At 64.3% G+C, this 14,374-nt stretch carries 17 protein-coding genes; 7 read left to right on the top strand and 10 right to left on the bottom strand.

The annotated features are described in order from the left end of the window. Positions 1-9 precede the first annotated feature (9 nt). Positions 10-1,290 carry a beta-ketoacyl-ACP synthase gene (locus ACUXUR_RS04810; RefSeq protein WP_445501196.1) on the top strand — a complete coding sequence of 427 codons (1,281 nt, stop codon included), beginning with the start codon at positions 10-12 and terminating at the stop codon, positions 1,288-1,290. Positions 1,291-1,294: 4 nt separating this feature from the next. Next, entirely contained in the window at positions 1,295-2,041 is a 747-nt protein-coding gene (locus tag ACUXUR_RS04805; RefSeq protein ID WP_445501195.1) for an SDR family NAD(P)-dependent oxidoreductase, read from the top strand. A 16-nt stretch (positions 2,042-2,057) separates the two neighbouring features. On the opposite strand, the gene folK is transcribed toward ACUXUR_RS04805, so the two are convergent. From folK to folP, 3 genes are read right to left on the bottom strand one after another with little or no spacing between them, the layout of a single operon-like run. Continuing rightward, positions 2,058-2,531, bottom strand: a complete 474-nt coding sequence (gene folK / locus ACUXUR_RS04800; protein ID WP_445501194.1) for a 2-amino-4-hydroxy-6-hydroxymethyldihydropteridine diphosphokinase — start codon at positions 2,529-2,531, stop codon at positions 2,058-2,060. Continuing rightward, positions 2,524-2,892, bottom strand: a complete 369-nt coding sequence (gene folB / locus ACUXUR_RS04795) for a dihydroneopterin aldolase (protein ID WP_445501193.1) — start codon at positions 2,890-2,892, stop codon at positions 2,524-2,526. The genes folK and folB overlap by 8 nt, the downstream gene beginning before the upstream one ends. Beyond that, positions 2,889-3,716 (bottom strand): dihydropteroate synthase, encoded by an 828-nt coding sequence (gene folP, locus ACUXUR_RS04790; protein WP_445501192.1) that lies wholly within the window; start codon positions 3,714-3,716, stop codon positions 2,889-2,891. Before folP ends, folB begins: the two co-directional genes overlap by 4 nt. Positions 3,717-3,958: 242 nt before the next feature. On the opposite strand from folP, the gene ACUXUR_RS04785 reads away from it, so the two are divergent. The 3 genes from ACUXUR_RS04785 to ACUXUR_RS04775 all read left to right on the top strand — a co-directional run bounded on the left by ACUXUR_RS04785 (position 3,959) and on the right by ACUXUR_RS04775 (position 6,809). Next, complete coding sequence (locus tag ACUXUR_RS04785) at positions 3,959-4,981, top strand: zinc-binding dehydrogenase (RefSeq protein ID WP_445501191.1); 1,023 nt, start codon at positions 3,959-3,961, stop codon at positions 4,979-4,981. Positions 4,982-5,082: 101 nt separating this feature from the next. Then, positions 5,083-6,042, top strand: coding sequence for a lipid A biosynthesis lauroyl acyltransferase (locus ACUXUR_RS04780; RefSeq protein ID WP_445501190.1), 960 nt, complete (start codon positions 5,083-5,085; stop codon positions 6,040-6,042). A 29-nt stretch (positions 6,043-6,071) separates the two neighbouring features. Next, positions 6,072-6,809 carry a DUF1223 domain-containing protein gene (locus tag ACUXUR_RS04775; protein WP_445501189.1) on the top strand — a complete coding sequence of 246 codons (738 nt, stop codon included), beginning with the start codon at positions 6,072-6,074 and terminating at the stop codon, positions 6,807-6,809. A gap of 138 nt (positions 6,810-6,947) precedes the next feature. Here ACUXUR_RS04775 and ACUXUR_RS04770 read toward each other — a convergent pair whose 3' ends face one another. The 3 genes from ACUXUR_RS04770 to ACUXUR_RS04760 form a co-directional block, all read right to left on the bottom strand. Next, the gene (locus ACUXUR_RS04770) at positions 6,948-7,556 is read right to left on the bottom strand and encodes a TPM domain-containing protein (protein ID WP_445501188.1); all 609 of its coding nucleotides are present in this window, start codon (positions 7,554-7,556) and stop codon (positions 6,948-6,950) included. Then, the gene (locus tag ACUXUR_RS04765; protein WP_445501187.1) at positions 7,557-8,303 is read right to left on the bottom strand and encodes a TPM domain-containing protein; all 747 of its coding nucleotides are present in this window, start codon (positions 8,301-8,303) and stop codon (positions 7,557-7,559) included. A gap of 192 nt (positions 8,304-8,495) precedes the next feature. Next, positions 8,496-9,101 carry a LemA family protein gene (locus tag ACUXUR_RS04760; RefSeq protein ID WP_445501186.1) on the bottom strand — a complete coding sequence of 202 codons (606 nt, stop codon included), beginning with the start codon at positions 9,099-9,101 and terminating at the stop codon, positions 8,496-8,498. A gap of 323 nt (positions 9,102-9,424) precedes the next feature. Here ACUXUR_RS04760 and ACUXUR_RS04755 point away from each other — a divergent pair, with 323 nt between their 5' ends. Beyond that, entirely contained in the window at positions 9,425-10,066 is a 642-nt protein-coding gene (locus tag ACUXUR_RS04755) for a LysE family translocator (RefSeq protein WP_445501274.1), read from the top strand. Here the strand turns inward: ACUXUR_RS04755 and ACUXUR_RS04750 are convergent. The 4 genes from ACUXUR_RS04750 to ACUXUR_RS04735 all read right to left on the bottom strand — a co-directional run bounded on the left by ACUXUR_RS04750 (position 10,038) and on the right by ACUXUR_RS04735 (position 13,465). Then, entirely contained in the window at positions 10,038-10,535 is a 498-nt protein-coding gene (locus tag ACUXUR_RS04750) for a hypothetical protein (RefSeq protein WP_445501185.1), read from the bottom strand. The genes ACUXUR_RS04755 and ACUXUR_RS04750 overlap by 29 nt on opposite strands. A 94-nt stretch (positions 10,536-10,629) precedes the next feature. Beyond that, positions 10,630-11,955, bottom strand: a complete 1,326-nt coding sequence (gene rlmN, locus ACUXUR_RS04745; protein ID WP_445501184.1) for a dual-specificity RNA methyltransferase RlmN — start codon at positions 11,953-11,955, stop codon at positions 10,630-10,632. Between the two features lie 140 nt (positions 11,956-12,095). Next, positions 12,096-12,839 (bottom strand): hypothetical protein, encoded by a 744-nt coding sequence (locus ACUXUR_RS04740; RefSeq protein ID WP_445501183.1) that lies wholly within the window; start codon positions 12,837-12,839, stop codon positions 12,096-12,098. 275 nt (positions 12,840-13,114) lie between these two features. Continuing rightward, positions 13,115-13,465 (bottom strand): YkvA family protein, encoded by a 351-nt coding sequence (locus ACUXUR_RS04735; RefSeq protein WP_445501273.1) that lies wholly within the window; start codon positions 13,463-13,465, stop codon positions 13,115-13,117. 119 nt (positions 13,466-13,584) lie between these two features. Between ACUXUR_RS04735 and ACUXUR_RS04730 the strand changes: the two genes are divergently transcribed. Then, positions 13,585-14,370 (top strand): SDR family NAD(P)-dependent oxidoreductase, encoded by a 786-nt coding sequence (locus ACUXUR_RS04730; RefSeq protein WP_445501182.1) that lies wholly within the window; start codon positions 13,585-13,587, stop codon positions 14,368-14,370. Positions 14,371-14,374 lie beyond the last annotated feature (4 nt).

Here is a 14,374-nt window from a genome sequence, read left to right as displayed (position 1 = left end):
GAGAACGGCATGGCGCTTCGCGACAAACAGGGCCGTCCGCTCGTTGCCGTCACCGGCATGGGCGTGGTCACCTCTCTCGGCCAGGGCAAGGATGCGACCTGGGCTGCGCTGACGGCAGGACAATCCGGCATTCACCGCATCAACCGCTTCCCCACGGAAGGCCTGCGCACCACGATTGCGGGCACCATCGATTTCATCGATGTGGAGCCCTTCTGCGCGCCGATGCTCTCCGAGCGTCTTGCAATGCTGGCGGCGGAAGAAGCCATCGGCCAGTCGGGCCTTGCATCGAGCGAGTTTCCCGGCGCGCTCTTCATCGCCGTGCCGCCGGTCGAGATGGAATGGCCGCAGCGTGAGGCCCTCGCCAAGGCTTCGGGCCAGACTGGTGACATCACATACAAGGATCTGCTGAAGGCCGCGGCCACGGGTGAATTTAAGAAGTGGCACGATCTCTTCATCTTCGGCACGGTCGCCGACCGCGTCGCGGATAAGTTCGGCACGAAGGGCTCGCCGATTTCGCTCTCCACCGCCTGCTCGTCGGGCGCCACCGCCATCCAGCTCGGCGTCGAGGCGATCCGTCGCGGCGAAACGGATGCGGCGCTCTGCATCGGCACCGACGGCTCGGTGAATCCGGAATCGCTCATCCGTTTTTCGCTGCTGTCGGCTCTCTCGACGCAGAACGAGAATCCGGAAGGCGCGTCGAAGCCGTTCTCCAAGAACCGCGACGGCTTCGTGATGGGCGAGGGCGGTGCCGCGCTCGTTCTCGAAAATGCGGAAAGCGCGATGGCGCGCGGTGCCGAAATTCTCGGCTATGTGCTCGGCTGCGGCGAGAAGGGCGACAACTTCCACCGCACGCGCTCCTCGCCGGATGGCTCGCCCGCGATTGCCGCGATCAGGCAGGCGCTCGATGATGCAGGCGTCACGCCCGACGAGATCGACTACATCAACGCGCACGGCACCTCGACGCCGGAGAACGACAAGATGGAGGCCATGAGCTGCACCGCCGTGTTCGGCGAGCGCATGGCCAGCCTTCCGATTTCGTCGAACAAGTCGATGATCGGCCACACGCTCACCGCAGCGGGTGCCGTGGAAGCGGTGATGTCGCTGCTCACGATCGCGACGGGCCGCATTCCGCCGACGATCAATTATCAGGTGCCCGATCCCGCGATCCCGCTCGATGTGGTGCCGAATGTCGCGCGCGACAAAAAAGTGAAATACGTGCTCTCGAATTCCTTCGGCTTCGGCGGCCAGAACACCTGCCTCGTCTTCGGGGCCGAGCCCAAGGGGGCTTGAAAACATGACGCGCGTTCTCGTCACCGGCGGCGGCAAAGGTGTCGGCGCTGCCATCGTGCGCTCGCTCGTGGCGGCGGGTCACGATGTCGATTTCACCTATCGCTCGTCGGGCGATGCCGCGAAGGCTCTGGCCGACGAGCTGATGCAGGCCAATCCCGGCCTTGCCATCAAGGCGCACGAGGTCGATCTCGCCGACAAGGCGGCGCTCGAATCCTTCTGCGAGATGCTGGAGGGCGAGAGCTTCTTCGGATTCGTGCATAACGCAGGCCAGCCCTATGACGCGCTCGCCGCCATGATGCAGCAGGACAAGGCCGAAGCCGCCATGCAGGTGAACTTCTGGTCGCTCACCCGCATCGCCAAATCCCTCATGCGCGGCATGATTCGAGCGAAAGGGGGCCGCATCGTCGCCATCGGCTCGGTGGCGGCGCTTCAGGGCAATCCGGGCAATGCTGCCTATGCGGCGTCCAAGGGTGCGCTCATCTCCTATTGCCGCACGCTCTCCGTCGAGACAGCCAAGCGCGGCGTCACCGTCAACGTGATCGCGCCCGGCTTCATCGACACGGACATGATGGCTCCCTATGCGGCCTATCGCGAGGCCATGGAAAAGCAGATCCCGGCAGGGCGTTTCGCGAAGCCGGAGGAGATCGCCGGCCTGGCCTCCTTCCTCCTGAGCGAACCCGCCGCCTACATCACCGGCGCGGTACTGCCCATCGATGGCGGCCTCACGTCGATGCTGGGCGTGCATCGGTAATTCCGAAGACGCGGGCTCAATCGAGCCTGCGCATGTCCTCGGGCGGAAGCGCCTTGATGATGTCCGTAATCCGCTGTCCGCGCACCACGAGATCGGGCGCGATCTCGGCAAGCGGGACGAGGACGAAGAGCCGTTCCAGCATGTGAGGATGCGGCAGGGTCAGATCGGGTTCGTTGATCTCAAGATCATCATAGGTCAGCACATCGATATCGATGATGCGCGGCCCCCATTTCACCTCGCGGATGCGTCCGAGCTCCCGCTCGATCTGCAGGCACAGAGACAGCAGGGCTGCCGGGGCGAGCGTGGTCTCGGCCATGACGCAGGCATTCACGAACCGGTCCTGCTCCACCGGCCCCCATGGTTCTGTCAGGTAATCAGCGGAGCGGGCGAGGACCGTGACGCCGTTCCGTTCGAGTGCGGCAATCGCCTGGGCGATGTTGGCGCGCTTGTCGCCGAGATTGCCGCCCAGGCTTAAAGCGGCCCTAGCCATGGCGTGTCCGCCTGATCTCGACCGAGACGCCATCGATCACGAAGGGCACCGGGGCTTCCGGTTTCTCGACCAGCACGGTCACGTCCTCGATGCGCGGAAATGTCTCCAGGACCTTGGCGGCAATCGCCTCGGCCAGGCCCTCGATAATGCGGAAGCGCCGGGTCGTCGCAGTCTCGTGCGCCACCTTGGCGAGGGCGGCATAACAGACGGACTGCGCATAATCGTCCGCTTCGCCGGCGGGTTTGAGATCGAGCGCGCAGGTGAGGCTGATATAGAAGCGCTGGCCCAGCCGTGCCTCCTCCTCGTGAACGCCGTGATGCGCATAGACCGCCAAGCGGGACAGGGTGATTCGGTCGCTCATGCCACGTTCCTTAGCAGGGCATCCGCCACGCGGCATGCTTCCGCATGCGCCTTCACATCGTGGACACGCACGATATCGGCACCGAGCGCCACGGCCGCCACATGCCCGCCGATGCTGCCGAACAGCCGCTCGCGCGGCGGAACGTCCGCAGGGTAGAAGCGTCCCAGCACCGACTTTCGCGAAGCACCGACGAGGAGTGGAAAGCCGAGGGCCTTGAGTTCCGGCAGGCGGCGGAGGACTTCGATATTCTGCTCGCCTGTCTTACCGAAACCGATGCCGGGATCGAGGATGATATGGCGGTCCGGAATACCGGCCTGCCGCGCGAGGTTCAGCGAGCGCTCGAAGAAGCGGAGCATGTCTGCCACGATATCGGTGGCCGCATCGGCCGCCGGGCGATTGTGCATCACCACCGCCGGGGCGCCATGCTCCGCCACGACCGCAGCCATATCGGGATCGTGCTGCAGGCCCCAGATGTCGTTGACGATGCGGGCCCCCGCTTCCAGAGCCGCACGGGCGGTCGAGGCGCGGTAGGTGTCGATCGAGATCGGCACCTTGAGCTTCGGAGCGAGTTCCCGGATCACGGGAAGCACACGCCGCTGTTCCTCCTCCGGGCCGACCGGCGTATATCCGGGACGGGTGGATTCCCCGCCGATATCGATGATGTCGGCCCCCTCTTCCTCCATGCGCCTGGCATGCTCGAGGGCTTCGGGGAGATCGAAGAAAAGGCCCCCGTCGGAGAAGGAATCCGGCGTGACGTTGAGAACTCCCATGATGAGGGTGCGGGAACCGAGATCGGCGAGAACGGTCGGGGGTGATGTCATCATGACGCCAGCATGGAACGGAATGATGCGCTTTTTCCGCGTTTTTCCATGGAAGTCGAGAGTTTTAACCGCCCTGAGCTTGAGGTGTGAGCCAATACGGGAGCTTGTCATTCGCTCCGGCACACTTTAAGCCGCGCCAACAGTTTCTCCGTCATGGCCGGATTTGATCCGGCCATCCACGCCTTATCCCCTCTTGAAGACGTGGATCCCCGAAGCCGGGGATGACGCCGGTTAGGATCTTGCGCATGCGCTCCCTTCAGCTTTTCGGCGACCGTGACCTTCGCATCACCGAGATCGACGTCCCGCCGCCGCCCGACGCGGGCGAGGTGCAGGTGCGGGTCAAGGCGCTGGCATTGAACTATCTCGATGTCTGGGGCTTCCGCGGCATGGCCTTTGCCAAGCGCAAGATGCCGCAGGCGGTAGGCGTCGAGGCTTCCGGCGAGATCGCTGCGGTGGGCGAGGGCGTCACCCGGTTCAAGGTCGGCGACCCGGTCACCATGTATGGCGCCGAGACCTGCGGCCACTGCAAGGCCTGCCGGGAGGGCCGCGACAATCTCTGCGAGAACGTCGCCGGCATCATGGGCTTTCATATCGACGGCTTTGCCCGCGAGCTGATCAACCGCCCCGAGCGCCTCGTCATCCCGGTGCCGAAGGGCGTGACCTTCGAGCAGGCGGCCTGCGCCCCCATCGGCTTCGGCACGGTGCAGCACATGCTGTTCGACAACGCGAAGCTCGAGCCGGGCGAGTCGATCCTGATCCATGCGGGCGGTTCCGGCATCGGCACGGCGGCGATCAAGATGGCGAAGGCCATCGGTTGCACGGTCTACACGACGGTCGGTGACGACGAGAAGGGCGAGAAGGCGAAGGCTCTGGGCGCCGATTACGTCATCAATTACCGGAAGGAACGCTTCGAGGGCGAGGTTCGTCAGCTGACCAAGCGCAAGGGCGTCGATGTGGTGTTCGAGCATGTGGGCGCGGAAACGTGGAACGGTTCTCTGCTCTGCCTCAAGCGCGGCGGCCGCCTCGTCACCTGCGGCTCCACCTCGGGCGTATCCACCACCATGAACCTGATGCAGCTCTTCCAGCAGCAGTACCGGATCTTCGGCTCCTTCGGCTGCCGCATCGAGAACATCGCCCAGTCCCTCGAGAAGATGGCGGGCGGCATGACCCCGGTGATCGATTCGGTGTTCACCCTCGACGACTTCCAGAAGGGCCTGGAGCGGCTGGAAGGCCGCAAGGTCTTCGGCAAGGTCATCGTGACTTTCTGACGCCTGGAACGGAAAGTCCTTCAACCATAGATCTTGACGAAACGGGCTCCTCGCGAAAGACACGCGGAGCCTTTTTCCTTGTCCTACCGGATTCCCCTGTCGTGCAGCAGAGCCACCGCCACCGCAGCCTTCTTTCGCGTCTCTCCGAGACGGTGATGGTCGGCGTCGTGCGGGGCGTCTTCGCCTTCTCGCGGGCCATCGGCCCGGAACGTTCGGGGGCCATTGGTGCTGCGCTTGCCCGCACCATCGGGCCGCTGTTGAAGGCGCACCGGACGGCTTTGGCCAATATCCGGGCCGCCTATCCGCAAAAACCCGAAGCCGAGGTGAGGGCCCTGGCGCGCGCCGCCTGGGACAATCTCGGCCGCACGGGCGGCGAATATCCGCATCTCGGCCGCCTGTTCGATTTCGACCCGGACAGGACCGAACCCGGCCGCACGGAAGTGGACGGCATCGAGCACTTCCTCGCATTGCGCGACGACGGCAAGCCCGGCATCATCTTCTCCGCCCATTTGGCCAATTGGGAGCTGCCCGCGATCTGCGCCGCCCGCTTCGGGCTCGATGCCACGGCCGTCTTCCGCGCGCCGAACGATCCGGCCATCGCCCATGTCCTGCATGAGATCCGCAGCGAGACCATGGGCAACCTGGAAGCGGCCCGTCAGGGCGCTGCCTTCGCCATGCAGGGAGCGCTGGAGAAGGGCGGACACCTCGGCATGCTGATCGACCAGCATTTCACCCGGGGTGTGATCGTGAACTTCATGGGCCGTCCGGCTCTGGTGAACCCGATCCTCGGCAAGTTCGCCCGCCGCTTCGACTGCCCGGTCCACGGCGTGCGCGTTATCCGCTTGGCCGATAACCGCTTCCGCCTGCAGCTCACACCGCCGCTCGACCTGCCCCGCGATCCTGACGGGCAGATCAATGTGCAAGGCGCCATGCAGGCCATGACCTCCGTGGTGGAGCAATGGGTGCGCGAGTATCCCGAGCAATGGCTGTGGATGCACCGCCGCTGGCGGGTTCCCGCCAAAGCCGGGAGCGAAGCTCAAGGTAACGTGAGTTCCCATTGAGCAGCCCTTGGTGTTTGATGGCAGGCATCATGGCGTCTCGACTGAAACTCTTTCTGACCGCGACCGGCCTGGCCGCGCTCCTGCAGCCCGCTTTTGCGGAGCCGCCCCGCGCGGTTGTGGAATTGTTCACCAGCCAGGGCTGCTCGAACTGCCCGCCGGCCGATGCGCTGCTGGTCGAATATTCGAAGCAGCCCGATATCGTGGCGCTCTCCTTTCCCGTGAACTACTGGGATTATCTCGGCTGGAAGGACACGCTGGCCCACGCCGATTTCACGGCGCGTCAGAAGAACTATGCCCATGCCCGCAGCGACCGTCAGATCTTCACGCCGCAGATGATCGTGAACGGGAAGAAATCCTGCATCGGCTCCGACCAGGTGAAGATCGAAAAGGCGATCCAGATGACCCTGAAGGGCCGCTCAACCCTTCCGGTCGATGTCACGCTCGCCGAGCAGAATGGCATGGTCACCGTATCCGTCTCGGAGATGGGGGAAACCCTGCAGCGTGAAGCGCAGGTGTGGGTGCTGCCGGTGCTGCGTTCGCAGACCGTCCCCATCGAGCGCGGCGAGAACAAAGGCAAGACGGTCACCTATGCCAATGTGGTGCGTGGCCTGAAGCGCATCGGCGAATGGCACGGCGGCTCCGCCCGCTTCGAGGTGCCGGTCGAGACCGCCCGCGGCGGCGGCGATGGCTATGTGGTGCTGCTGCAGACCTCGCAGGACGACAAGCCGAGCGTCATTCTCGGGGCGGCAAAGAGCGCGGGCCTCTGATTTCTAGGGCATCGGACCCAAAAGTGGATCTGCACTTTTGGGATTGATTCGATGCCCCCTCTTCAAGCTGCGCATCGTTGATAGCGGAAAACCGGATCCACTTTTCGCTAGCGCGGCCCGCTGGGTCCGCACGATGCGCTAGAGAATCACGACCTTGTCCGGCAGCTCGTTCGCATCATGCACCTGAGGCGGTGCATGCTCTGCGAGGATCGCGCCGGCACGCTGCACGGCCCGGATGAGGCCGTCGCCAGGCTTCTCCGCCCGGATCGCCTCGATCAGCTCCGCGATGATCTCCTGCCACACGGCGGGGCCGGCTTTGTCGGCGATGCCGATATCGGCGATGATCTCCGCATAATGCTCGGCCGCCGCCACATAGATCAGCACGCCCGTCCGCCCTTGGGTGCGCGAGAGCCCATGGCTCACGAATTCCCGCAAAGCCGCTTCATGGGCCCGCGCGCGTTTGATGCCGCCCGGGATCAGCGCCAGGTGGATCTGCGGCCAAGCCAGCACGGCATTCAGCACAAGAGCGACGATGAGCTGGATCAGGAAGATCCGTGAGGGCCCGAGGCTCGTGAACCAGATCAGCGGCCAGGGCACGAGGAGCGCCACGAAGAGGGCGAAAAGGGCCGGGATCGCACGATAGGCGCTGGCCTGACGCGCCACGATTACAAGGATCTCGCCCGCGGTGCCTTTTTCCACTTCGTGAATGGCTGTCGAGAGCCGGTATCGATCGTGTTCCGAAATCATCTACCAGCTCCCCGAGGCTCCGCCGCCGCCCGACGAGCCGCCCCCGCCCGAAAAGCCTCCACCGGAACCGCCCGACCAGCCTCCACCGCCGGACCAGCCGCCTCCCGTGGGGATGATCCAGGGGCCGGAGCTGCGGCGACGGCGGTAGACGCCCGGCCTGCCGGCCCCGCGCATGGCGCGATAAATCTGAAAGACGATGAAGGCGATGATCAGGAAAGTGATGATCGTATCCATGCTCGAGGTCTGATCCTCGCGCAGCTCGGCCCGACGCTGCCATTGCTCCGCGTCGCCTGTGAGGATGGAGAGAATGGCATCGATGCCGGCATCGATCCCGCCTGCGAAATTGCCCTTCTGGAATTGCGGGGCAATCGCCGTGGCGATGATCACCTTCGAGAGTGCATCGGTGAGTGCGCCCTCCAGCCCATAGCCGACCTCGATGCGGACCTTCCGCTCGTTGGGCGCGACCAGCAGCAGCACGCCGTTGTTGTTCTTCTTCTGCCCGAGCTGCCAGGTGCGGAAGAGGCGGTTGGCGTAATCCTCGACGCTCGTGCCTTCGAGGGAGCGCACGGTGGCGACGACCACCTGATCGGAGGTCTTGTCCTCATGCGCCTTGAGCTTGGACTCCAACGCCGCCCGCTCCTCCGGTTTCAGGAGATCGGCCGTATCGACCACGCGACCGGTGAGGGGCGGGAAGGTTTGGGCGAGGGCTGCGAGCGGGAAGAGAAGGAAGAAAGTGAGAAAGAGCACCACCGAAATCCTTTCCCCCCTGCGGGGAGGGGCAGGGGTGGGGGTGGTGCGACAGGGTGAGAGGGGTGGAGAGTCCGGCGCTGTAGAAACCTTGCCGATTTCGGGATCCGGTCCCGCGCTCTGACTTTGCGACCCCCACTCTCGATCCCTCCCCGCAAGGGGGAGGGAAGTGATCGGCGCGTCCGTCATCGATCAGAACTTCACCGGCGGCGGACGATCGGAGCCGGTGGTGGCCGTGAAGGTCTCCATGGGCTTGGCGTCGGGATAAATGACCGCAGCGATCCAGCGACCCGGAATGGTGCGCAGCTCCGTGTTGTAGGCCTGCACGGCCGCAATGTAGTCGCGACGCGCCACCGCGATGCGGTTTTCCGTGCCCTCCAGCTGCGACTGGAGCGCCAGGAAGTTGGCGTTGGATTTCAGCTCGGGATAGCGCTCGACGGTGGCGAGCAGGCGGCCGAGGGCGCCGGAGAGCTGGTTCTGCGCCTCCTGGAACTGGCGGAATTTTTCAGGATCGGTCACCGTGGAGGCATCAACCTGCACCTGGGTGGCCTTGGCGCGGGCTTCCGTCACCTGGGTCAGCACCTCCCGCTCCTGCTGGGCGAAGCCTTTGACGGTCTCCACCAGGTTCGGGATCAGGTCGGCACGGCGCTGGTACTGGTTCTGCACCTCGCTCCAGGCAGCCTTGGCTTGTTCCTCATAGGTCGGCACGTTGTTGATCCCGCAGGCGGACAGGCCGAGGGCGAGCGTTAACCCGGTCAGGGCAATGCGGATCCGGGTCCACAGGGGCGAAGCCTTCATGACTGTCCTTCTTGCGTTTTTATAAGTTCCACAAACTTGGCCGGGTTCAACACATGGGGCAAGTATGGTGTTTCAACAAGGCGGTTTTCACGAGCGCATCTCGTGCGGACCCGAAGGGCCGCGTCAGTGACCCGAAGGGCCGCGTCAGTGACCCGAAGGGCCGCGTCAGCGAAAAGTGGACCCGGTTTTCCGCGCAGACGATGCGCTTATCAAGAAAGAGCATCGGATTGATCCCAAAAGTGGTGTCCACTTTGGGTCCGATGCTCTAGCCGTAAACAGGCGAATGAGGCATGATCCGGCAGCCGTCGACGAGGCTCACCTCCATGACCTTCCTGCCCGATCTGAGTACCCTGCTCGCCTATTCGCTCGCCTGCTTCGTGCTGTTCATCACGCCGGGGCCGGATATGAGCCTGTTCCTGGCAAAAACCATGTCCGGCGGGCGCAAGGCCGGCATGGCCTCCATGCTGGGCGCCATGGCGGGGTGCTGCGTCCACACACTGCTCGCGGCCTTGGGGCTTTCGGCCCTGCTGGCGGCTTCCGTGACGGCCTTCACGGTCCTCAAAGTCGTCGGCGCGCTCTATCTCCTGTGGCTTGCTTTCGATGCCGTACGCAATGGTTCGGCTTTGTCGGTGAAGGAGGAGGGGCGCGTCGAAGTCTCGTTCTGGAAGACCTTCTTCGTGGGCGTCGGCATCAATCTCACGAACCCGAAGGTGGTTCTGTTCTTCGTGACCTTCCTGCCGCAATTCGTGGATTCGGCCGATCCGCACGCCTCCGACAAGCTCCTGTTCCTCGGCCTCTACTTCATCGCGCTCAGCACTCCCATGGGCGCCATCATGATCCTGGGCGCCGAGAAGGTGATCGCGCTCCTGCGCAACCACCCCAAGGTGATGCGGGGAATCGATTATTCCATTGCGGGCCTGTTCGGAGCCTTCGCGGTCAAGATTCTGACGGCATCTGCGAGGTAGAAGGGGAGCGGCCGCCCGCATCCCGTCCGGCGATCGCCCAGTAGATGAAGCCCGCTACCGCGCCGGTGAGGCCGAGAATCGCGCTGACATGCAATTCGTCGGGGTTCTGAACCCGCGCCGCGCCACGCAAAATCCACGGCACCGCCGCCGTCAGCACGCCGGTGGCGAGCACATACCAGATGAGGCTGCGCATTTTCAGAACTTCGCTGATCACGGCGATCACCAAAGGCGGCAGAACGAGCAGCGTGAACATGATCCGCCCCACGGTGAGCATGGCATCGGCCACGATGGGACCGGGGTCGTCGCTGGAAAACACCGCATCCACGAGGTTCCAGAAGCCGACGAACAGCGTCTCCCCAGTGAGCGTCGCCATGAGCGGATCGACCATCGAGGCGACGAAGAAGAACAGGCTGCTCATGCCGACGGCGATGAGCAACGCGAAGGGAATGAGCAGAAGCCAGCGGATCATGGCTTGGCTATAGCATGACCCGCCTCAGGTGTCCGCTATGCGAAGAGACCTATAGGGGCAAGGGGCTTGGGATTGGGCTTGGGATGGGACAGCCTTACTCTCCATCTCCCAGCGCGTAGACGCCTTCGGCCCCGATGCCCTGTTCGGCCATCATGCGGGCGCGGGCGCGCAGCTTCTCTGTCTCGCTCTTGAGCTGGCCGCAGGCGGCCAGAATATCGCGGCCGCGGGGGGTGCGCACCGGCGAGGCGTATCCCGCGCGGTAGACGATCTCGGAGAAGCGCTCGATCCGCTCCCAGTCCGAGCACTCGTATTTCGAGCCGGGCCAGGGGTTGAACGGGATCAGGTTGATCTTCGCCGGAATGCCTTTGAGCAGGCGCACGAGCTCGCGCGCATCGGCGTCCGAGTCGTTCACGCCTTTGAGCATCACGTATTCGAAGGTGATGCGGCGGGCGTTCGACAGACCGGGATAGGCGCGGCAGGCATCGAGCAGCTGCTTGATGTCGTATTTGCGGTTGATCGGCACCAGCACGTCGCGCAGGTCGTCGCGCACCGCGTGGAGCGAGATCGCCAGCATGGTGTTGGCTTCCGCGCCGAGCCGCTCCATCTGCGGCACGACGCCGGAGGTGGAGACGGTGATGCGGCGGCGCGAGAGGCCGAGGCCCTCGTTGTCCGACAGGACGCCGATGGCGTCGATCACGTTGTCGATGTTGTAGAGCGGCTCGCCCATGCCCATGAACACGATGTTGGACACGAAGCGTCCGCCATCGGTGGGAACGAAGGCCCCTTCCGGCGCGATGGCTCCGGGCCAGTCGCCGATGGCATCGCGCGCCACGATGAGCTGCGCCACGATCTCGGCGGAGGTCAGATTGCGCACGAGGCGCTGCGTGCCCGTGTGGCAGAAGGAGCAGGTCAGCGTGCAGCCGACCTGGCTCGACACGCAGAGCGTGCCGCGATCGACTTCCGGAATATAGACGCACTCGATCTCCGCGCCTTTGTCGAGCGGGCCGGTGGAGGGCATGCGGATCAGCCATTTGCGGGTGCCGTCCTTCGACACCTGCTCGGAGACGACCGTCGGCCGGGCGAGCGTATAGGCGGCAGCCAATCTGGCGCGCAGCTCCTTGCCCACATTGGTCATCTCGGAGAAGTCTTTGGCCCCGCGAAAATAGATCCAGTGCCAGAGCTGGGCGACGCGCATCTTCAGTTCGCGCTCGGGCACGCCGATGGCTGAAAGCGAATCCTTCAGCTGGTCGCGGGTGAGGCCGACGAGCGAGGCTCCGCCGGGGGCGGCTCCCGCCGCCACATGCATCTCAGCCGTCTTTTCGATGGACAAAGCGGTCGACCCGGCCGCGCGTGCGGCATCGTTCACGGCCACAGGAGCCGCATTGGGGTTACGCTTGGCGATGTCGAGCGCCGTCGCCATGGGAAATCTCAAGCCTCGTTGTTGGGATCGGGCGTGCCTATAGCACGATTGCGCCGAAACCGTGAGCCGAAAAGCAGAATTCCGGGCGCGAGGCCCGGGAAATGCTCATCGTTGGCACAATTTGCAAGGGCATACGGGCTTTAGACGCCGCATTCCTTGCGGGCGTGCTCCAGGGCCTTGTTGAAGCCGTTCAGCGAATAACGGTCCGTCAAGCTGGAGCCGCGGACGGACTGCATCTTCACAATCATCGTCCCGCTGCGGGCCATGGAGGCGATGGCTTGGCCTTCCTCGGCGGGGTTCTTCAGCCAGGCATTGGAGGCCTTGGTGATCAGCGCGTAGGACGTGTTGCCGACAGCGGCTTCCGCCGGGCCGTTCTCCTTGGCGGCGAAGCCGAGCACCAGGGCGACCTCGTTCTTCACGTTCTCCGCCGGGCGGAAGGACACGAAGAGATAGGCCGGATCCCGGTTCAGGTTCTTCGGCATCCGGTCCTGGGGCTGGCTGAGGGCGTAGCAGATCTTCGAGCGTCCGGCCTGGGCCGTGTAGACACCCCAGTCGCCGTAGGACGTCACCAACGAGGCTCCGCCCGGACCCGTGGCGGCCTGGGCAGGCTTGGCCGCAACTGCCGCGGCGCCAGCTCCCGCTGCAGCGGCTGCAGCGGCCGGCTTTGCGGCCGAAGTGGCCTTGCTGGTCGTGGCCGCCGGCTTGGCCTTCGATGCCGCAGCCGCCGGCTTGGCAGGGGCCGGCTTGGCCGCAGGAGCCGTCTTGGCCGCAGGAGGCTTCTGCGCCGGGCGGGGCTGAGCCAGAGCTGCAGGCCCGGTTCCGAGGACGAGAATGGCGGAAAGGATGCCTGCGGCGATGCCGCGCTGGAGGGATGCTGTCGTCATGGGGCGGACAATAATGGAGGATGGTTAAGAACTCTTCACCATGCCGTAGCCCGGTCCCCGTCCGTTGGCGATGCGTCGAAACGCGGCATTTCTCGGGACCAAAAATAATGGGCCGCAAGCGGCCCGCCGAGTTGTCCTTGAAAAGGCTGTTCTTTGTTCAAAAGCGAGATGTTGAAATAACTTCTGATGAACAAGTCTCTTCTAAGTGAAAAAATATAATGTTGCAATAAGCCAATATTCTTTCTTATGAATATAATCTCATTGACGTCCACTGTTCATCCCTGCTCGGAGGTAACTTCCCCTAGGGATTTCCGCGCCTTGGCCCGGTGCTCTTCCGTAATGGAACCTGCGACCTGCGTGATGGCCGCAGCCAGCACGGCGGCGTCATCGGCAAAGCCGATGAGGGGCAACAGGTCGCTCACCGCATCGAGCGGCAGAACGAAATAGCCAATGGCACCCAAAAGGATCAGCTTCACGCGGCTCGGGGTCTTGGGGTCCGTGGCGCAATAGAAGGCGGCCACAAGGTCCTCCGCGAAGGGGATCTTGCCCGCGACGCGCTTCAGCTTGTCCCAGAACCGCCGTCTCAGGCTCTCCTCTTGATGGGTGGCCGCGCGCATGGCGTCCATCTCGGCCCTGGTGAAAGGCTTGATGAAAGGCTCGCTCATGCTCCTCCGCTCCTTCGACAGTCTAGGTATCCACTTATGTAAGGATTGCCTACAAGCATCCTCAAGGGAGGAGAAAACCCATGAAGCTCGACAAATTGATGGCAGCCGTCGTCACGGGAGGCGCTTCGGGCCTCGGTGAAGCCACGGCGCGCATGCTTGCGGCACAGGGCGTGAAAGTCGCCATCTTCGATAGGGACGCGGAGCGGGGCGAGGCGGTTGCCCGCGAAATCGGCGGTCTGTTCGCCCGCGTGGACGTGACGGACGAGGCTTCCATCGATGCCGGCCTCGCGATGGCGCGCGGGAAGAACGGCGTCGAACGCATTCTCGTAAACTGCGCCGGTGTCGCGCCCGGCCGCCGCACGGTCACGAAGAAGCGCGAGACGGGTGAGCTCGTCCCGCATGATCTTGCGAGCTTCCGCAAGACGGTGGAGATCAACCTCATCGGCACCTATGCGATGATCTCGAAATCCGCCGCCGCCATGGCGGCGCTCGAACCCGCGACGCCGGACGGCGGGCGCGGCGTCATCGTCAACACCTCCTCGGTCGCAGCCCAGGATGGCCAGATCGGGCAGGCGGCCTATTCCGCTTCCAAGGGCGGTGTGCTCGCGCTGACGCTGCCGGTCGCGCGCGATCTGTCGGGATTCGGCATCCGCGTGATGACGATCATGCCGGGCCTCTTCCACACGCCGCTGTTCGAAGGAATCGCGGAGGATTACCGCAAGGCGCTGGAAGCCAACGTGCCGTTCCCCTCGCGCCTCGGGCGACCGGAGGAATATGCGCAGCTCGTCAAGAGCATCATCGAGAACGACATGCTCAACGGCGAGGGCATCCGCCTCGACGGCGCGCTGCGCATGCAGCCGAAATAGGGCG

Source organism: Microvirga medicaginis (genome assembly GCF_052658925.1).
The sequence above is the reverse complement of the archived record's forward strand: the minus strand, read 5'-3'. Positions and strand labels throughout refer to the sequence as shown.

Bases quoted from the DNA above. Each gene is read 5' to 3' on its own strand.
- ACUXUR_RS04810 (WP_445501196.1), top strand. From the start codon at position 10: ATGGCGCTTCGCGACAAACAGGGCCGTCCGCTCGTTGCCGTCACCGGC.
- ACUXUR_RS04805 (WP_445501195.1), top strand. From the start codon at position 1,295: ATGACGCGCGTTCTCGTCACCGGCGGCGGCAAAGGTGTCGGCGCTGCC.
- folK (WP_445501194.1), bottom strand. From the start codon at position 2,531: ATGGCTAGGGCCGCTTTAAGCCTGGGCGGCAATCTCGGCGACAAGCGC.
- folB (WP_445501193.1), bottom strand. From the start codon at position 2,892: ATGAGCGACCGAATCACCCTGTCCCGCTTGGCGGTCTATGCGCATCAC.
- folP (WP_445501192.1), bottom strand. From the start codon at position 3,716: ATGATGACATCACCCCCGACCGTTCTCGCCGATCTCGGTTCCCGCACC.
- ACUXUR_RS04785 (WP_445501191.1), top strand. From the start codon at position 3,959: ATGCGCTCCCTTCAGCTTTTCGGCGACCGTGACCTTCGCATCACCGAG.
- ACUXUR_RS04775 (WP_445501189.1), top strand. From the start codon at position 6,072: ATGGCGTCTCGACTGAAACTCTTTCTGACCGCGACCGGCCTGGCCGCG.
- ACUXUR_RS04770 (WP_445501188.1), bottom strand. From the start codon at position 7,556: ATGATTTCGGAACACGATCGATACCGGCTCTCGACAGCCATTCACGAA.
- ACUXUR_RS04760 (WP_445501186.1), bottom strand. From the start codon at position 9,101: ATGAAGGCTTCGCCCCTGTGGACCCGGATCCGCATTGCCCTGACCGGG.
- ACUXUR_RS04755 (WP_445501274.1), top strand. From the start codon at position 9,425: ATGACCTTCCTGCCCGATCTGAGTACCCTGCTCGCCTATTCGCTCGCC.
- ACUXUR_RS04750 (WP_445501185.1), bottom strand. From the start codon at position 10,535: ATGATCCGCTGGCTTCTGCTCATTCCCTTCGCGTTGCTCATCGCCGTC.
- rlmN (WP_445501184.1), bottom strand. From the start codon at position 11,955: ATGGCGACGGCGCTCGACATCGCCAAGCGTAACCCCAATGCGGCTCCT.
- ACUXUR_RS04740 (WP_445501183.1), bottom strand. From the start codon at position 12,839: ATGACGACAGCATCCCTCCAGCGCGGCATCGCCGCAGGCATCCTTTCC.
- ACUXUR_RS04735 (WP_445501273.1), bottom strand. From the start codon at position 13,465: ATGGACGCCATGCGCGCGGCCACCCATCAAGAGGAGAGCCTGAGACGG.
- ACUXUR_RS04730 (WP_445501182.1), top strand. From the start codon at position 13,585: ATGAAGCTCGACAAATTGATGGCAGCCGTCGTCACGGGAGGCGCTTCG.